The sequence below is a fragment of the Streptomyces sp. O3 genome (assembly GCF_054788135.1).
In genome coordinates, this window is the sequence record NZ_JBTVYK010000001.1 from 93,951 (window position 1) to 109,206 (window position 15,256).

The 15,256-nt window shown below is 72.9% G+C and carries 17 protein-coding genes and 6 tRNA genes; 13 read left to right on the top strand and 10 right to left on the bottom strand.

What is annotated here, in order from left to right:
• The first annotated feature begins 27 nt into the window (after window positions 1-27).
• Complete coding sequence (cobA, locus tag ACX6XY_RS00445) at window positions 28-1,251, top strand: uroporphyrinogen-III C-methyltransferase (RefSeq protein ID WP_460325015.1); 1,224 nt, start codon at window positions 28-30, stop codon at window positions 1,249-1,251.
• A 64-nt stretch (window positions 1,252-1,315) separates the two neighbouring features.
• Window positions 1,316-2,149, top strand: coding sequence for a TrmH family RNA methyltransferase (locus ACX6XY_RS00450; protein WP_460325017.1), 834 nt, complete (start codon window positions 1,316-1,318; stop codon window positions 2,147-2,149).
• A 16-nt stretch (window positions 2,150-2,165) separates the two neighbouring features.
• Here ACX6XY_RS00450 and ACX6XY_RS00455 read toward each other — a convergent pair whose 3' ends face one another.
• Both ACX6XY_RS00455 and ACX6XY_RS00460 read right to left on the bottom strand, forming a co-directional pair.
• Window positions 2,166-2,972 carry a DUF4389 domain-containing protein gene (locus tag ACX6XY_RS00455; RefSeq protein WP_460325019.1) on the bottom strand — a complete coding sequence of 269 codons (807 nt, stop codon included), beginning with the start codon at window positions 2,970-2,972 and terminating at the stop codon, window positions 2,166-2,168.
• A gap of 287 nt (window positions 2,973-3,259) precedes the next feature.
• Window positions 3,260-4,606, bottom strand: coding sequence for a serine/threonine-protein kinase (locus tag ACX6XY_RS00460; protein ID WP_460325021.1), 1,347 nt, complete (start codon window positions 4,604-4,606; stop codon window positions 3,260-3,262).
• Between the two features lie 557 nt (window positions 4,607-5,163).
• On the opposite strand from ACX6XY_RS00460, the gene ACX6XY_RS00465 reads away from it, so the two are divergent.
• The 3 genes from ACX6XY_RS00465 to ACX6XY_RS00475 all read left to right on the top strand — a co-directional run bounded on the left by ACX6XY_RS00465 (window position 5,164) and on the right by ACX6XY_RS00475 (window position 6,972).
• Window positions 5,164-5,370: a hypothetical protein gene (locus ACX6XY_RS00465; protein ID WP_460325023.1), complete on the top strand. Its 207-nt coding sequence runs from the start codon at window positions 5,164-5,166 to the stop codon at window positions 5,368-5,370.
• A gap of 295 nt (window positions 5,371-5,665) precedes the next feature.
• Complete coding sequence (locus ACX6XY_RS00470; protein ID WP_460325326.1) at window positions 5,666-6,631, top strand: phosphotransferase family protein; 966 nt, start codon at window positions 5,666-5,668, stop codon at window positions 6,629-6,631.
• A 44-nt stretch (window positions 6,632-6,675) separates the two neighbouring features.
• Window positions 6,676-6,972, top strand: coding sequence for a TFIIB-type zinc ribbon-containing protein (locus tag ACX6XY_RS00475; protein ID WP_460325025.1), 297 nt, complete (start codon window positions 6,676-6,678; stop codon window positions 6,970-6,972).
• Window positions 6,973-7,040: 68 nt separating this feature from the next.
• Here ACX6XY_RS00475 and ACX6XY_RS00480 read toward each other — a convergent pair.
• From ACX6XY_RS00480 to ACX6XY_RS00500, 5 genes are all read right to left on the bottom strand, one after another.
• A tRNA-Val gene (locus ACX6XY_RS00480) sits at window positions 7,041-7,112 on the bottom strand.
• A gap of 34 nt (window positions 7,113-7,146) precedes the next feature.
• Window positions 7,147-7,218 (bottom strand) — tRNA-Val (locus ACX6XY_RS00485).
• A 20-nt stretch (window positions 7,219-7,238) separates the two neighbouring features.
• Window positions 7,239-7,310, bottom strand: a tRNA-Val gene (locus ACX6XY_RS00490).
• 1 nt (window position 7,311) lies between these two features.
• A tRNA-Cys gene (locus ACX6XY_RS00495) sits at window positions 7,312-7,385 on the bottom strand.
• Between the two features lie 36 nt (window positions 7,386-7,421).
• A tRNA-Gly gene (locus ACX6XY_RS00500) sits at window positions 7,422-7,494 on the bottom strand.
• A 181-nt stretch (window positions 7,495-7,675) separates the two neighbouring features.
• Between ACX6XY_RS00500 and ACX6XY_RS00505 the strand changes: the two genes are divergently transcribed.
• The 4 genes from ACX6XY_RS00505 (at window position 7,676) to ACX6XY_RS00520 (ending at window position 11,670) form a co-directional block, all read left to right on the top strand.
• Entirely contained in the window at window positions 7,676-8,755 is a 1,080-nt protein-coding gene (locus ACX6XY_RS00505) for a chorismate-binding protein (RefSeq protein ID WP_460325027.1), read from the top strand.
• On the top strand, window positions 8,752-9,573 hold the full coding sequence (locus ACX6XY_RS00510) for an aminotransferase class IV (RefSeq protein ID WP_460325029.1): 822 nt from the start codon (window positions 8,752-8,754) through the stop codon (window positions 9,571-9,573). Before ACX6XY_RS00505 ends, ACX6XY_RS00510 begins: the two co-directional genes overlap by 4 nt.
• An 84-nt stretch (window positions 9,574-9,657) precedes the next feature.
• Window positions 9,658-10,494 (top strand): GNAT family N-acetyltransferase, encoded by an 837-nt coding sequence (locus tag ACX6XY_RS00515; protein WP_460325031.1) that lies wholly within the window; start codon window positions 9,658-9,660, stop codon window positions 10,492-10,494.
• A gap of 48 nt (window positions 10,495-10,542) precedes the next feature.
• Window positions 10,543-11,670, top strand: a complete 1,128-nt coding sequence (locus ACX6XY_RS00520; protein WP_460325033.1) for an amidinotransferase — start codon at window positions 10,543-10,545, stop codon at window positions 11,668-11,670.
• 51 nt (window positions 11,671-11,721) lie between these two features.
• Here ACX6XY_RS00520 and ACX6XY_RS00525 read toward each other — a convergent pair whose 3' ends face one another.
• Entirely contained in the window at window positions 11,722-12,258 is a 537-nt protein-coding gene (locus tag ACX6XY_RS00525) for a DsbA family protein (protein ID WP_460325035.1), read from the bottom strand.
• Between the two features lie 149 nt (window positions 12,259-12,407).
• On the opposite strand from ACX6XY_RS00525, the gene ACX6XY_RS00530 reads away from it, so the two are divergent.
• The gene (locus ACX6XY_RS00530) at window positions 12,408-12,905 is read left to right on the top strand and encodes a hypothetical protein (RefSeq protein ID WP_460325037.1); all 498 of its coding nucleotides are present in this window, start codon (window positions 12,408-12,410) and stop codon (window positions 12,903-12,905) included.
• A gap of 141 nt (window positions 12,906-13,046) precedes the next feature.
• Entirely contained in the window at window positions 13,047-13,220 is a 174-nt protein-coding gene (locus tag ACX6XY_RS00535; protein WP_460325039.1) for a hypothetical protein, read from the top strand.
• 43 nt (window positions 13,221-13,263) lie between these two features.
• On the opposite strand, the gene ACX6XY_RS00540 is transcribed toward ACX6XY_RS00535, so the two are convergent.
• Both ACX6XY_RS00540 and ACX6XY_RS00545 read right to left on the bottom strand, forming a co-directional pair.
• Complete coding sequence (locus ACX6XY_RS00540) at window positions 13,264-13,821, bottom strand: CGNR zinc finger domain-containing protein (RefSeq protein ID WP_460325041.1); 558 nt, start codon at window positions 13,819-13,821, stop codon at window positions 13,264-13,266.
• 243 nt (window positions 13,822-14,064) lie between these two features.
• On the bottom strand, window positions 14,065-14,478 hold the full coding sequence (locus tag ACX6XY_RS00545; protein ID WP_003959770.1) for an SsgA family sporulation/cell division regulator: 414 nt from the start codon (window positions 14,476-14,478) through the stop codon (window positions 14,065-14,067).
• A gap of 189 nt (window positions 14,479-14,667) precedes the next feature.
• Here ACX6XY_RS00545 and ACX6XY_RS00550 point away from each other — a divergent pair, with 189 nt between their 5' ends.
• Both ACX6XY_RS00550 and ACX6XY_RS00555 read left to right on the top strand, forming a co-directional pair.
• Window positions 14,668-15,108, top strand: coding sequence for a TIGR02611 family protein (locus ACX6XY_RS00550; RefSeq protein WP_460325044.1), 441 nt, complete (start codon window positions 14,668-14,670; stop codon window positions 15,106-15,108).
• Between the two features lie 58 nt (window positions 15,109-15,166).
• Window positions 15,167-15,238 (top strand) — tRNA-Val (locus ACX6XY_RS00555).
• The last annotated feature ends 18 nt before the right edge of the window (window positions 15,239-15,256 follow it).

Consider the following 15,256-nt stretch of genomic DNA (forward strand, 5'->3'; position numbering starts at 1 on the left):
ACAGCCGCCCAAGGGAGCCGAACCGTCATGGCCGACCACCCCGCCTACCCCGTAGGTCTCCGTCTCACCGGCCGCCGCGTAGTCGTCATCGGCGGCGGCCAGGTGGCCCAGCGCCGCCTGCCCGCCCTCCTCGCGGCCGGGGCTGACGTCACGCTGATCTCCCCGACCGCGACGCCGTCCGTCGAGGCCATGGCGGACACCGGTGAGATCACCTGGCACCGCCGCCGCTACGCCGCAGGCGACCTCGCCGAGGCCTGGTACGCGCTGATCGCCACCAGCGACCACGCCGCGAACGAGGCCGCCTCCGCCGAGGCCGAGGCCCACCGCGTCTGGTGCGTACGCTCCGACGACGCCACCGCCGCCACCGCCTGGACCCCGGCCACCGGCCGCAGCGAGGGCGTCACGGTCGCGGTGCTCACGGGCGGCGCCCCCGACCCGCGCCGCACCGCCGCCATCCGGGACGCGGTCGTCGAGGGCCTGCGGGACGGCACCCTGGTCGCCCCGCACCACCGCGTCCGCACCCAGGGCGTCGCCCTGGTCGGCGGCGGCCCCGGCGACCCCGACCTGATCACGGTGCGCGGCCGCCGCCTGCTCGCCGAGGCGGACGTCGTCATCGCCGACCGGCTCGGCCCCCGCGACCTGCTCGACGAGCTCCCGCCGCAGGTCGAGGTGATCGACGCCGCGAAGATCCCGTACGGCCGCTTCATGGCCCAGGAGGCGATCAACAACGCGCTGATCGAGCACGCCAAGGCCGGAAAGGCCGTGGTCCGCCTCAAGGGCGGCGACCCCTTCGTCTTCGGCCGCGGCATGGAAGAGGCCCAGGCACTCGTCGAGGCGGGCATCCCGTACACCGTCGTGCCCGGCATCTCCAGCTCGATCTCGGTGCCCGGCGCCGCCGGAATCCCGGTCACGCACCGCGGCGTCGCCCACGAGTTCACCGTCGTCAGCGGCCATGTCGCACCCGACGACGAGCGCTCCCTCGTCGACTGGGCGGCCCTCGCCAGGCTCCGCGGCACCCTCGTCGTCCTGATGGGCGTGGACAAGATCGGCGCGATCGCGCGGACCCTGATCGACGGCGGCCGCGCGCCCGAGACCCCGGTCGCCCTGGTCCAGGAGGGCACCACGGCGGCCCAGCGCCGGGTGGACGCCACGCTCGCCACGGTCGCCCAGACAGTCGCCGACGAGGAGGTCCGGCCCCCCGCCGTCATCGTGATCGGCGAGGTCGTCACCGTAGGACCGACACCCGCGTAACCGTCGGTAACGCAATCCGTGCCGGGCCGTTGGCACCGCACCCCGAACAAGGCAGTATCACCCTGTGGCCGATCTCATCACCATCGACGACCCCGACGACCCGCGCCTGAGCGACTACGCCGGACTGACCGACGTGGAGCTGCGGCGCAGGCGCGAGCCCGCCGAGGGCCTCTTCATCGCCGAGGGCGAGAAGGTCATCAGACGCGCCAGGACCGCCGGATACGAGATGCGGTCGATGCTGCTCTCGGCCAAGTGGGTGGACGTCATGCGCGACGTCGTCGACGAGGTCCCGGCCCCGGTGTACGCGGTCAGCCCCCAGCTCGCCGAGCGGGTCACCGGCTACCACGTACACCGCGGCGCCCTCGCCTCCATGCAGCGCAAACCGCTCCCCGCGGCCGACGCGCTCCTCACCGCCGCCCGCCAGCCGGGCCAGGGCGGTACGGGACTGCGCGTCGCCCTGTTCGAGGACATCGTCGACCACGCCAACCTGGGCGCCGCCTTCCGTAACGCGGCCGCCCTGGGCGTGGACGCCGTCCTCCTCACCCCGAGCTGCGCCGACCCCCTCTACCGCCGGTCCGTGAAGGTGTCCATGGGCGCGGTCTTCCAGGTCCCCTGGACCCGGCTGACGTCCTGGCCCGACGACGCCGACCTGTTCCGGCGGCACGGCTTCGTGACGGCCGCGCTGTGCCTCTCCGAGAAGTCGATCACCATCGACGAACTGGCCGCCCGCCGTTACGAGAAGCTGGTCCTGATGTTCGGCACCGAAGGCGAGGGCCTGTCGGTCGACGCCCTGCGCGCGGCCGACGAATGGGTCCGCATCCCCATGGCCGCGGGCGTGGACTCCCTCAACGTCGCCGCGGCCTCCGCCGTGGCCCTCTACGTGACACGGTCCGCCTGAGCGACTCCCGCAGCCGTCAGGGCCGCCCGGCCGGTGTCACGGCACGGTACGTGCCCTTGTCGCCGTCGTCGTCGCCGTAGTACGCGGTGTTCGACGCGACGCTGCTCGCCAGGCCCAGCACCAGGAAGACCACGACGAGGACCTTGGCCCCGGTGCTCAGGACCAGCGGCCGGGTGCCGGAGCGGACCTGGTCGTCGGGTACCGGCGGGTCGCCGAAGACCCGCTTGGGATAGGCGGGCGTCAGCAGCGTGAAGTACGCGGTGAGGCGCATGCCGTAGCGGACCACGGCGGCGGTGGCGGCGTAGCAGGGGCGGGGGAGCCGGCCCAGCACGAGGGTGATGAGCCAGAAGATCCAGCCGACCGCGAACCAGCCCGCCTGGAGCAGGTTGTTGACGATCGCCGCGGGGATCACCAGGATCAACCGGAACAGCACCGCGAGCCGGTTCAGCGGGGTGGCCCGCAGCTCGATCCGCGCCGGGTAGTCGGGCGCGGAGAACGAGAACGGCGGATAGCGGTCGACCAGGAGCATCGCGCTCGCGTTGACCCGCGTCCGGTAGGCGAGCACCGAGCCGAGAAAGTCGAAGACCGCGCCGGGCAGCCGCCCTGTGACCAGCGCGGCGAACCAGCCGACGATGGTCACGAAGAACGCCGCGACGGACAGCAGGATGACCACCACGAACTGGGGGATGAGCAGCAGCCAGCGCAGCAGCACGGTCCAGCGCCGCTGCCGGGCGGGGGCGGGGATGTCGAGGACGGGCAGCCACTCACCGCCGCCGTCTCCGTCGGCGGGGTGGGCGGGCCGGGGGTCCCAGCCTGTTGCCATGAGCGCTCCTGACGATCCCTGGCCTCGACGGCGTGTGCCCGGTCCGCGCACGACCGGCTGGACAAGGCCAGCCTGCGACGCCGCGGCGGTCCGCGCGCGTCCGAGGCCCCCGAATGGACGCGTCGACGGACACGAACGGCAGACACGAACGGCGGGCACGGCGGCGGACCGCCACCCGGCCGGGACCGCGCGCGGCCGGGACACGGGCCGGTCGCCCCGCCGTCGCGGCCCCGCCTGGCGCGGTCAACGCCCGCACGGCACCGCACGGCGGGCGTCGTCGAGCGCCGCTACGGAAGTCCTCGCGGCTGGCGCGCTGAGTGCTCGACCACACCGGGGGTGTCCTGCCCCGAGATCTGCTGCCGCAGCCCCTGGGCGGGCCCCTGGCATCCCTGTGCCGCCGCGATCCCCAGCGCCACCAGCAGGGTCACCACGACGAACACGATCAGCCGCTGCCGCAGCAGCCGCGGATTGGCGGGCACCCTACGCGCGGCGCCCGTCGTACGCGGCCCCTGCCGCCCCGTACCGCTGCGCGGCGCGGCCCTGCTCCCGGAGCGTGCGGTGCCGCCGCGGGACGCGGACGGGCGCCGACCGGCACGGGACGCCTCGGAACCGAAGGAGCCGGAAGAACCAGACAGGCTGGACGGACCAGACGGGCTGGAAGGACGGGAGGGACGGGACGGGCCGGACGCCGGGGAGGCGGGCCGGGTGTGCCGCAGCGTGCGGCGCTCGGGGTACGCGTCCGCGTGCTGCCCCGACGGCCGGTCCGCCGCGTGGCGCTGAGCCGGCGGGCGGCTGTCGGTCAGCCCCTGGGCCTCGCGCGCCGCGATCTCCTTGAGCCGCAGCGAGAGCTGCAGCGTACTGGGGCGCTCATCGGGGGCCTTGGCCAGACACGCGCGCACCAGCGGCGCCAGAGCGTCCGGCACCCCGCGCAGCTGTGCCTCCTCGTGCACCACGCGATAGAGCATGACCTCGGAGCTGCCGTGCCCGAACGGCGAATCGCCCATCGCGGCATAGGCCAGCGTGGCCCCCAGCGAGAACACGTCGGTCGCGGGGGTGACCGCCGCCCCGCGCACCTGCTCCGGCGCCAGGAACCCCGGCGAGCCCACCGCCGTGCCCACGTGGGTGAGCGTGGACGCGCCCGTGGCCCAGGCGATGCCGAAGTCGATGATGCGCGGGCCCTTGGGCGACAGCAGGATGTTGGACGGCTTCAGGTCCCGGTGCACCACCCCGGCCTCGTGGACGGCGACCAGCCCCTCCGCGAGCGCGGAGCCGACCGCGGCCACCTCGGCCGCCGTCAGCGGCCCCTCGTCGGCGACCTTGTCGTGCAGCGAGGGCCCCGGCACGTACTGGGTCGCGAACCACGGCCGGTCCGCCTCCAGATCGGCGGCCACCAGCCGGGCCGTGCACCCGCCCCTGATCCGGCGCGCCGCCGACACCTCACGGGCGAAGCGCGACCGGAACTCCTGGTCCTCCGCCAGGTCCGGCCGGATCACCTTCAGGGCGACCCGCTGGCCACGGCGGTCGGAGCCCAGGAACACCACACCCATGCCACCCGCGCCCAGCCGCCGGTGAATCCTGAACGAGCCGACGACACGCGGGTCCTCGCGCCGGAGCCGCATCATCGCCATGTCCATCCCCGCTGCCTGTCCGATTGACGAGCCACAGCTTACGTTTCCCCGCCCGTACGCGCGCAGAGGCCGCGCCTTCACGGACCGATCGATTGTCGGCGTCCGGTGGGTGAATTGAGGGGCGGTCAGCGCGGCGGGACACCGGTGTCGCGGGACCTGCCCGCATGCCCAACGGTCGCTCTCGGAAAGGGGATTGGGGTCACGGAAGACGGCCGGGCCGCCAGAGCGTACGAGGCGGCGATCGCGGGGCGGGGGCCGCGGTGCGCGAAGGGGCGGCCGACGTGAGTGAAGTCACCCGAGGAGGAACCTCCCGCGCGGGAGGCGGCGGCGCGTACTCGGCGAGTACGGCGACCCCTCCGGGAAGACCCTCAGTCCTGGCGCCGCGTCTCCACCCAGGGGAGTACACGGCGGCTCGCCGCTCATCCCGAGGGAGGCCAGGCAATCGGTACGAGGGCATGACGCCCCCGGAGCGCCCGCCGCCTAGGTTTGAAGGCAAGCGGCGGGTGCAGCACTCGTCCCCCGAGGTCAGACACCCGCCGCTGTTGACACGACAGGAGAGAACCATGGCGGACACGGTGCCGCGGACGCTGGTCCGCACGCAGGAGCGCAGGTCATACGCCGCGTTCGGCGCTCGCCGGTCCGGCACCCGCCACCCCCTGGTGGCGACGGCCATGGTCCTTCCCCTGGCGGCCCTGCTCGTCGTCGTCTTCGGCGGCTGGGAAGCAGTGGTCACACAAGCGTCGTCCGTGGGCGTGATGCTGGGGCGCTGAGCGGCGCCCCAGGCCCGGAAGAGCGGTCCGGGCGGGGACATCCGGCCATATACCCCGTGGGGACGGGGGTGCGGCGGACGGCACGCGGTGCCCGCGCGGCTCACGAGCCGCGCGGGCACCGCGAAAAATCAGCCCGTCCGGCGTTTGAGGACGATCTTTGAGCCCGGTCGGCGACTGAGGCCTTTCGGGAAGGGGCGGGGGCCCGATCTCCGACCCCAGCGCCCCACGACCGGCGCGATACCCTGCGGCGCAGGCAGCACGGCACACCGCGGCGGCGGGGGAGGACGACATCACCATCACACCCACGCTGCGCCGCGCGCTGGCTGACACGGCCCACCGCGCGTACCACCGGCACCGCCCCGCCCCCGCCCCCTGCGCCTGCCCGGCCCCCGGCAAGGTCCTCGCCGACCGCGACGACGGCACCGTCGTCCGGCACGGCGGCGTCGTCGCCAAGGCGCACGCCGCGGCCACGGACCGCGTCGGCCTCGCGGCCCGCCTCGCCCTCGCCGCGCACCCCCGGCTCACCGGCGTCCTGCTGCCCCCGCTGCGGCTGCCCGCGGCGGAGCTGCACGGCCGCCCGGTGACCTGCTGGCCGCTCGGCGCGCCCGTCGACCCGGACGCCCCGCAGGACGCCCCGTGGGAAGCGGCCGCCACGCTGCTGGCCCGTCTGCACCGCCTGCCCGTGCCCGAACTCCCCGGCCCGCTCCCCGAGATGCGCGGCCCCGTCAAGGCCGCCCGAGCCGTCGCCCGGATGCGCCGGGACGCGGCCGCGCACCCCGCGGCCGTCCCCGTGGAGCGGGCCTGGGCGACGCTGCCCGCCTGGGCGCGCGCCGAGGCGTCTATGCCGTACGCGTCCGCGGTGTGCCACGGCGACCTGCACCTGGGGCAACTCGTCCGCCACCCGGCCCCCGACGGCCCCTGGCTGCTGATCGACGTGGACGACCTGGGTCTCGGCGACCCGGCCTGGGATCTGGCCCGCCCGGCCGCCTGGTTCGCGTCCGGGCTGCTGCCCGGTGCGGACTGGGTCCGTTTCCTCGGCGCCTACCGGGCCGCGCGCGGCCCCGCGGTCCCCGCCGACGGCGACCCCTGGCCCGTACTCGACGTCCCCGCCAGGGCCTTGACGGTACAGACCGCCGCCCTGGCCGTCGCCAAGTCGCACATCGCGTCACGTCCACTCGACGAGGCCGAGCACGCACTCGTCGAGTCCTGTGTCCGAATAGCCGGGATCGCGGGGGAGTTGGCCGGTGACGCCGCGAAGTAGGCTGCTCAGAGAAGCAGTTCCGACGGCGAGGAGTTGAGCCGAGCATGCAGTGTCCCAAGTGCCGAGCACCGATGCACACCTACAACCGCAACGGCGTCCAGATCGAGCAGTGCAGCGGCTGCCGGGGGATCTTCCTGGACTACGGGGAGCTTGAGGCGCTGACCCGGCTTGAGTCGCAGTGGTCGCAGCAGGCACCGCCGCCGCCCGCCCCGCCCACACCCCAGGGCTACCCGTCCGCTCCGGCCCCCGCCTGGGGCGCGCCGCAGCACGGCGGCCACTACGGCGGTCACCACGGGCACCACCGCAAGAAGGGCTTCGGGCGGATGCTCTTCTCCTCCTGAGCCACCCGCTCCTGAGCTGCCCGTGACGTGAGAAGCCCCCGGCCGAGAGGGCCGGGGGCTTCGGTGTGTGGACGATACTGGGATTGAACCAGTGACCTCTTCCGTGTCAGGGAAGCGCTCTCCCGCTGAGCTAATCGTCCTCGGGACCGCGATCAGAAGATCGCGGGCGGTGCGTGCGCGATACTGGGATTGAACCAGTGACCTCTTCCGTGTCAGGGAAGCGCTCTCCCGCTGAGCTAATCGCGCGGGCGACCCTTACGGGCCAGTGGACGATACTGGGATTGAACCAGTGACCTCTTCCGTGTCAGGGAAGCGCTCTCCCGCTGAGCTAATCGTCCTTGGAGGTGGAGACGGGATTTGAACCCGTGTAGACGGCTTTGCAGGCCGTTGCCTCGCCTCTCGGCCACTCCACCAGGAGTGCGGGGGCTCGGGAAGATCCCCCTGTTCCGAGCGGACGACCAGGTTCGAACTGGCGACCTCAACCTTGGCAAGGTTGCGCTCTACCAACTGAGCTACGTCCGCTTGTCCTCCCGGAGCGCTTGGCGCGTCCCGGCGACGTGTTGAACTCTAGCGGATTCCCGTGCCAGCACAAAAACGCGTTTACGCAGCGTGCTGCGCTGCCGCCCGGTCCGAGGGCGGCCGACCGCCCCGGCGGCCCCCCGGCGGTCCGCCCGGCGGTCCGCCCGGTCATAGACTCGCAACCGTGTACGACCTCCCCGCGATGGCGCGTTTCGGCGGCCTCGTCGCCTCCGACCTGCGCGATGTCACCAGTGATCCCGCCGCCCTCGACTCCACCGGCTTCTGGGCGGTGTCCGCGGACTTCGAGGGCCGCCTGGTCTGTGCCCGCTTCGCGGACGTACGCACCGAACCCGTGCCCGCCCCCGCGCCGGGACGGTGGCGCGGCCCCGCCGCCGGTGACTGGACGACGTCCCTGGACCACGCCGCGTACACCGCGGGCGTACGCCGCATACGCGAGCACATCGCCGCGGGCGAGGTCTACCAGGCCAACCTCTGCCGGGTGCTCTCCGCGCCGCTCGCGGCCGACGCGGACCTGGACGCCCTGACCGCGCTGCTGGCGCGCGGCAACCCCGCCCCGTACGCGGGCACCGTCCGGCTGCCCGCGCACGGCGTGGAGATCGCCACCGCGTCGCCGGAGCTCTTCCTGCGCCGCGCGGGCCGGGCCGTCGAGTCCGGTCCGATCAAGGGCACCGGGCGGACCGAGGCGGACCTGCTGGACAAGGACCACGCCGAGAACGTGATGATCGTCGACCTGGTCCGCAACGACCTCGGCAAGGCCTGCGCCACCGGCTCGGTGACCGTCCCCGAACTCTGCGTCGTCGAGAAGCATCCGGGCCTGGTCCACCTGGTCTCCACCGTGCGCGGCGAACTCGCCGACGGGGCGGGCTGGCCCGAGCTGCTGGCCGCCGCCTTCCCGCCCGGCTCGGTGACCGGCGCTCCCAAGTCCAGCGCCCTGCGGATCATCGACGCGCTGGAGACCGCGCCCCGCGGCCCGTACTGCGGAGGCATCGGCTGGGTGGACGCCGACCGGGCCGCCGGGGAGCTGGCCGTCGGCATCCGCACCTTCTGGGCCGACCGAACCGACGGCGTGCTGCGGTTCGGCACCGGCGCGGGCATCACCTGGGGCTCCGACCCCGAGAGGGAGTGGCGGGAGACCGAGCTGAAGGCCGCCCGGCTGCTCGCGGTAGCGTCGGATACGTACGACCCCTCGGCCGACCCCTCGGCCGACCACTCAGGCGGCCCCCCTGGAGGAAGTGCCTCGTGAAGATCTGGCTCAACGGCGGTCTGCGGGAGCTCGAGTCGGCCCGTGTCTCCGTCCTCGACCATGGGCTGACCGTGGGCGACGGCGTCTTCGAGACGCTCAAGGCCGTCGACGGACGGCCCTTCGCGCTCACCCGCCACCTCGACCGGCTCGCCCGCTCCGCACGCGGCCTCGGGCTCCCCGAGCCCGACCAGGACGAGGCCCGCCGGGCCTGCGCCGCCGTGCTCGAGGCCAACCCGATACCGTTCGGCCGCCTGCGGATCACCTACACCGGAGGGCTCGCACCGCTCGGATCCGACCGCGGCGACGCCGGACCGACCCTGGTCGTCGCGCTCGGCGAGACAGCGCGCAGGCCCGAGAGCACCGCGGTCGTCACGGTTCCGTGGACCCGCAACGAGCGCGGCGCGGTCACCGGCCTGAAGACCACCTCGTACGCGGAGAACGTCGTGGCCCTCGACCGGGCCCGCGCACAGGGCGCCAGCGAGGCGCTGTTCGGCAACACCGTGGGCCAGCTCTGCGAGGGCACCGGGTCCAACGTCTTCGTCGTACTCGACGGCGAGATCCACACCCCGCCGGTCGCGTCGGGCTGCCTCGCGGGCATCACCCGCGCGCTCACCGTCGACTGGACGTCGGCGCACGAGACGGATCTGCCGCTGGACGTGCTCGACCGCGCCGACGAGATCTTCCTGACCTCGACACTGCGCGACATCCAGGCCGTGCACCGGGTCGACGGACGCGAACTGCCGGGCGCACCGGGGCCGGTGACGGCCAAGGCGATGCGGATCTTCGACGAGCGCTCCGGCGCGGACCTGGACCCCTGAGCGTCCGTCACGTCCGTCACGTCCGACGCGTCCCGTGTGCGAGCCCGGTGACGAGAGTGCTCGCCACCGGGTAGAACCCTGGTGATGACCACGACCCTGCGGCCGACCGGGCCGCTGCAGAGCGAAGCCGACGGGGCGCGTGCACGCCTCTACCAGGTGTGCGTGAACGGCCGCCCGGTGGGTGTGCTCGATCTCGCCACCCACCCGGCCCTCGGCCCCACCGCCGGCTGGATACGCGCCCTCAGGATCGACGCACCCGACCGCAGGCGGGGCAGGGCCACGGTGGCGGCGCTCGCCGCCGAGGAGATCCTGCGCGGCTGGCACTGCACCCGCGTAGAGGCGACCGTCCCCGCGGACGCCGAAGCCGCCCTGCGCCTGGCCGCCGCGCTCGGCTACGCCGAACGCGACCGCACCCTGTCCAAGCCGCTGCCCGAGCCGCTGCCCGAGCAGGCCCCCGACCTCCCGGACGGCAGCGTCGGCAGACCGATGTCCGACGCCGAGTACGGCCCCTGGCTGGCGCGCGCCAAGGAGCGCCACGCGCGGGACTGGACGGCCCGCGGCGTCCCCGAGAGCCGGGCGTACGCCATGTCGGAAGCCGACCACGCCACGCGGCTGCCGCACGGCACGGCCACCGACGGGGTGCGGCTGCGGGTCCTGGAGCACCGGGGCACGGCCGTCGGCGCCCTCTGGGTGAGGCCGTGCGACGACGGCGCGTACGTCCACGACGTCGAGGTCGCCGAGGAGCACCGGGGCCAGGGGCACGGCCGGTCGCTGCTCCGGCTCGCCGAGCGCGAGGCACGCGCCGCGGGGGCCCGCCGGATCGGCCTGAGTGTCTCCGCGGACAACACCACGGCGCTGCGGCTGTACGCCTCGCTCGGTTACCGGCCGACCGCGTACCGCCTGTCCAAACCACTGCTCTGAGGCGTTTCGGTGAGGCCTTCCGGCGGCCGCCGTGGATATATTTCTCGCATGGCGGCAGGGCAGCAGCGGTCAGCGGAGCCCGACGACACGGCGGACCCCGTCTCGCCGGTCAGCTCGCACAACGAATGGGACCCGCTGGAAGAAGTCATCGTCGGGCGGCTCGACGGCGCGACGATCCCCTCCGGCCATCCCGTAGTGGCGTGCAACATCCCCCCTGCGGCGGCCCGGTTGCAGGGGCTCGCCGCGGGCCGCAGGTTCCCCCGCGCGCTGGTCGAGCCCGCACAGCGGGAACTCGACGCGTTCGTCGCCCTCCTGACGTCCCTGGGCGTCACGGTCAGACGCCCGGACGCGGTCGACCACCAGCGGCGCTTCGCCACCCCCGACTGGTCATCGCGCGGCTTCTGCAACACCTGCCCGCGCGACAGCATGCTCGTGGTCGGGGACGAGATCATCGAGACCCCGATGGCCTGGCCCTGCCGGTATTTCGAGACCCACTCCTACCGCGCGATCCTCAAGGACTACTTCCGGCGCGGCGCCCGCTGGTCGTCGGCGCCCAAGCCGCAGCTCACCGACGCGCTGTTCGACGCGGATTTCCGCGCCCCCGGCGAGGACGAGCCGATGCGCTACGTCCTCACCGAGTTCGAGCCGGTGTTCGACGCGGCGGATTTCGTGCGTGCGGGGCGCGACCTCTTCGTCACGCGAAGCAACGTCACCAACCGGACGGGCATCGAGTGGCTGCGCCGCCATCTGGGATCCGGCTACCGCGTCCACGAGATCGAGAGCCGCTGCCGCACGCCCATGCACATCGACACGACCTTCCTGCCGCTCGCCCCCGGAAAGGTCCTGGTCAACCCGCAGTACATCGACGTCGACCGGCTGCCCGAGGTGCTCAGCTCGTGGGACGTCCTGGTCGCCCCCGAGCCCGCCCCGATCGACGAGCGGCTGCTCAGGTTCACCTCGATGTGCGGCAAGTGGCTCAGCATGAACGTACTCATGATCGACGAGAAGCGGGTCATCGCGGAGCGCCATCACGAGGCGATGCTGCGCGCGCTGGAGGGGTGGGGGTTCGAGCCGATCCCGTGCGACCTGCTGCACTACGCGCCGTTCGGGGGCTCGTTCCACTGCGCGACGCTCGACGTCCGGCGTCGCGGCACGCTTGAGTCGTACTGCCCCTGACCGGCGCACCGGGCCCCACGGCGCAGCGGCTTCCGTACGGGCGGAGAAGCCTCAGCCGCGTGACGCGTCCTGCTCGGCCAGCAGCCGGTCCGCGGTCTCCTCGATGCGCGCGCGCAGCCCCTCCTGGCTCTTGCCGCCGTCGAGCCGCTCGCCGCCGATCACGTAGGTCGGCGTGCCGGTGACGCCGATCGCCTTGCCCTCGGCCTGGTCGGCGTCGACGGCCAGGGTGTGCCGCCCGTCGATCAGGGCCGTCTCGAACTCGTCGGCGTCCATGCCGAGATCCCGCGCCACCTCCGACAGCAGTGCCTCACCGGCGCGGTCGAAGTCCTTCACGCGTGCCAGCACCGCCTCCGCGTACGGCCAGCCCCGCCCCTGCTCGGCGGCCTCCTCGGCCGCCTGCGCCGCGGCGAAGGAGTGCTTGTTCTTCTCGAGCGGGAAGTGGCGCAGGCGCGTCTCCAGCCGGTCGCCGTAACGGGCACGCAGCGCGCGCAGGTCGTCCAGGGCGGTCAGGCAGTCGGGGCACTGGAGGTCGCACCATACGTCGAGTACGGGACGGGCGGCGCCGTGGCCGGGGAGGGAGTCGCTCATGGGGACAGTCTTCCAGCCCCCTGGTCCCCGCCCCAACCCGGACCCGCCCCGGACCCGGCGAGGGACGCGACCCGGAGTTGTCCCTGAGGTACTCCCCGCAGCGTGGCCCTGAGGACCCCGGACGGTGCAGGATGGAAGGGACGTCACCCATGACGGTGCGGGGGTACCGCCATGGCACTTCAACGCTGGAGGACCGGATGCTTGCCGAGACCGTCTGTTCCGCCGTGTCCGCGGCCGGCCTGGGCATCGCCGCGATCACCGCGTACCGCAAGCGGTTCCTGACCGCCGTCCGTATGGCGGCCTATTCCCTCGTCCCGCTCGGCCTGGTGCTGACCGGCGTCGTCGAGTGGGCGTCCGACCTGGTCTTCAAGCCGAGTACCTGGGTCGGCGTCGGCGTGCTCGGCCTGGCCTGGGTGCTGTTCGCGACCACCCGTGCCATCGAGCGGCGCGGCGGCGGCACCCGCAAGGAGCGCAAGCGGGCCGCGGCGGCGGACGCGCGGCAGGCGGTCGCCCCCGACGCCTCGGCGCCCTCGCTCGGCGCGGGCCAGTCCGCCCCGGCCGCGGCCCAGGGGAAGCAGAAGAAGGCCGACGCCCCGGCGGAGGACTTCTCGGACATCGAGGCGATTCTGAAAAAGCACGGGATCTGAGGATCCCCGCCCACCCCTGCCCGACACTGTCCGAAGTGTGTCGGGATCACGCCTGAGTGAGCGTGAGATTCGGCTAACTCCGGCTCCCTGCGGGCGTGTTGGTCGAGTGAGCGAGAGCGGCTGGGCCATCATCGCCCCGAGATGCAGGACACATCACGGGGCGAGGCCCCCGCACAAGACCCCGCGCCGTCGCCGCCCGCGTCCGAGCCGCGCGGCTGCCTCTTCGCCCTCTCCCAGCCGCCGCTGATGATCTTTCTCGGGGTGATCGGCTGTCTGCTGCTCCTCGCCGCCGTGTACGACCTCTACCTGCTGTGAGCGCGGCCTGTGAGCGGCGGCCTGTGAGCGCGGCCGGGTGCGGTCAGCGGGCCGCCTCCTTGCGGCGTGCCCGGTACGCGGCGACGTGCAGCCGGTTACCGCAGGTGCGGCTGTCGCAGTAACGCCGCGAGCGGTTCCTGGAGAGATCGACGAAGGCGCGTCGGCAGTCCGGCGCCTCGCAGCGGCGCAGCCGCTCCTGCTCCCCGGCGACCACGAAGAAGGCCAGCGCCATGCCGCAGTCGGCCGCGAGGTGGTCGGCCACCGACGCGCCCGGCGCGAAGTAGTGCACATGCCAGTCGTAGCCGTCGTGGTCGGTGAGCCGCGGTGTGGTGCCGGCGGCGGCCACGATGTCATTGATCAAGGTCGCCGCGGTACGGGCGTCCGGCGCGGCGAACACCTCCGCGAAGCGGCTCCTGGCCTGGCGTACGGCCTCCAGGTCCCGCTCGGACAGCACGCCGACATCACTGATCTCATGGGTCTGGACGAACACGCCGAGGGCCGCGAGATCCGCGAGCCCTTCGGCTTTGTCGTCCTCCGGTGCGGTGTTCACCAGATCGACCACGGCGTCGAGTGCGCACCGGGTGTCGTGGGTGATCAGCACGATTCGCTCCCTGGCCTGGGGGTCGGGCAGTCGCCCGCCGATGCTGGCCGATGCTAGCGGTTCGCACGGATGATCTGACCACGTCGATGCACGTCGACGATCCGGCCGTATACCAGCGTCGCCGTCCCGGCGGGACGAACCCGCGCGGGACGGCGACGCTGACTGCCGGTATGAGGTTGTCGTCACCCGCACCGTCTCCCCGAGTCGGACGGTGTCGGGCTGCTCTCGGGTGGTCGGGCCCGCTCAGCTCTCGGCCAGGATGTGTGACAGCTCCGTATCCAGGTCGAAGTGACGGTGCTCGGTGCCGGGTGGGACGGCGGCGTCGGTTCGCTTCAGGAACGACTCCAGGGCCCGCGCCGGGGCCTCGAGCAGAGCCTCGCCCTCCGGTGAGCTCAGGGCGATGCAGACAACGCCCTGTCCGTGGCTGCGGGACGGCCAGACACGGACGTCACCGGTGCCGGTGGGGCGGTGCAGCCCCTCGGCGAGCAGGTCGCGGGCGAAGACCCACTCGACGGTCTCCTCCGCTCCGGTGTGGAAGGTGGCGTGCACGGCGTAGGGATCGGCCGTGTCATACCGCAGTCCTGCGGGTACAGGCAGTGAGGACTCGCTCGACACAACGAGGCGCAGGTGCAGCTCGCAGCTGACCGTGGTGTTCATAAGCGCCAGGGCCTTTCGCTCAGTGTGCGCTCGGGGATTCGCACGTCGGCGAAATCGACATGCCACCTACGGTGCCGTTGTAAACCCCTCTGAGCGATTTGCGTGTCTTTAGGTAGCTCGTACGGCGTCCGTGACCGGACTCGGTGCGCCCATTCCGGTGACGTGTTTCCGTCCGGTAATGTTTCGAGTATGGATACGGAGAGTGACCGGGGTGGGGGTGGCGTCGTGACGGCCGAGGGCTCGGCGGCGCAGGGCGAACGGGAGCTCGGGTCCAAGGCGCCCGACTTCATCAAGGCGCGCAGGGCGCTGCACCTGAGCTGGCAGGTCGGCGTCTTCATCGTCGGGCTCGCGGTGGTGGCCGCGGGCGCCGCCATGCTCGTGCTGCCGGGCCCCGGCTGGTTCGTGATCTTCGCTGGCATGGCGATCTGGGCCACCGAGTTCGTCTGGGCTCAGCTGGTGCTGCGCTGGACCAAGCGCAAGGTGACCGAGGCCGCACAGCGCGCGCTCGACCCGAAAGTCCGCCGCCGGAACATCATCCTCACCACCGTCGGCCTGGTGATCACCGCGGTGCTGCTCGGCGTCTACCTCTGGAAGTTCGGGATCACCCCGCCCTGGAGCATCGGCGACTGACCAGGGCGGGGGTGGTCGGGGGCACCCTCTGAGGTGCGGTAATGTTCTCGGTGCGCCCGGGCGATTAGCTCAGTGGGAGAGCGCTTCGTTCACACCGAAGAGGTCACTGGTTCGAACCCAGTATCGCCCACCCGGATCGAAGGTCCGT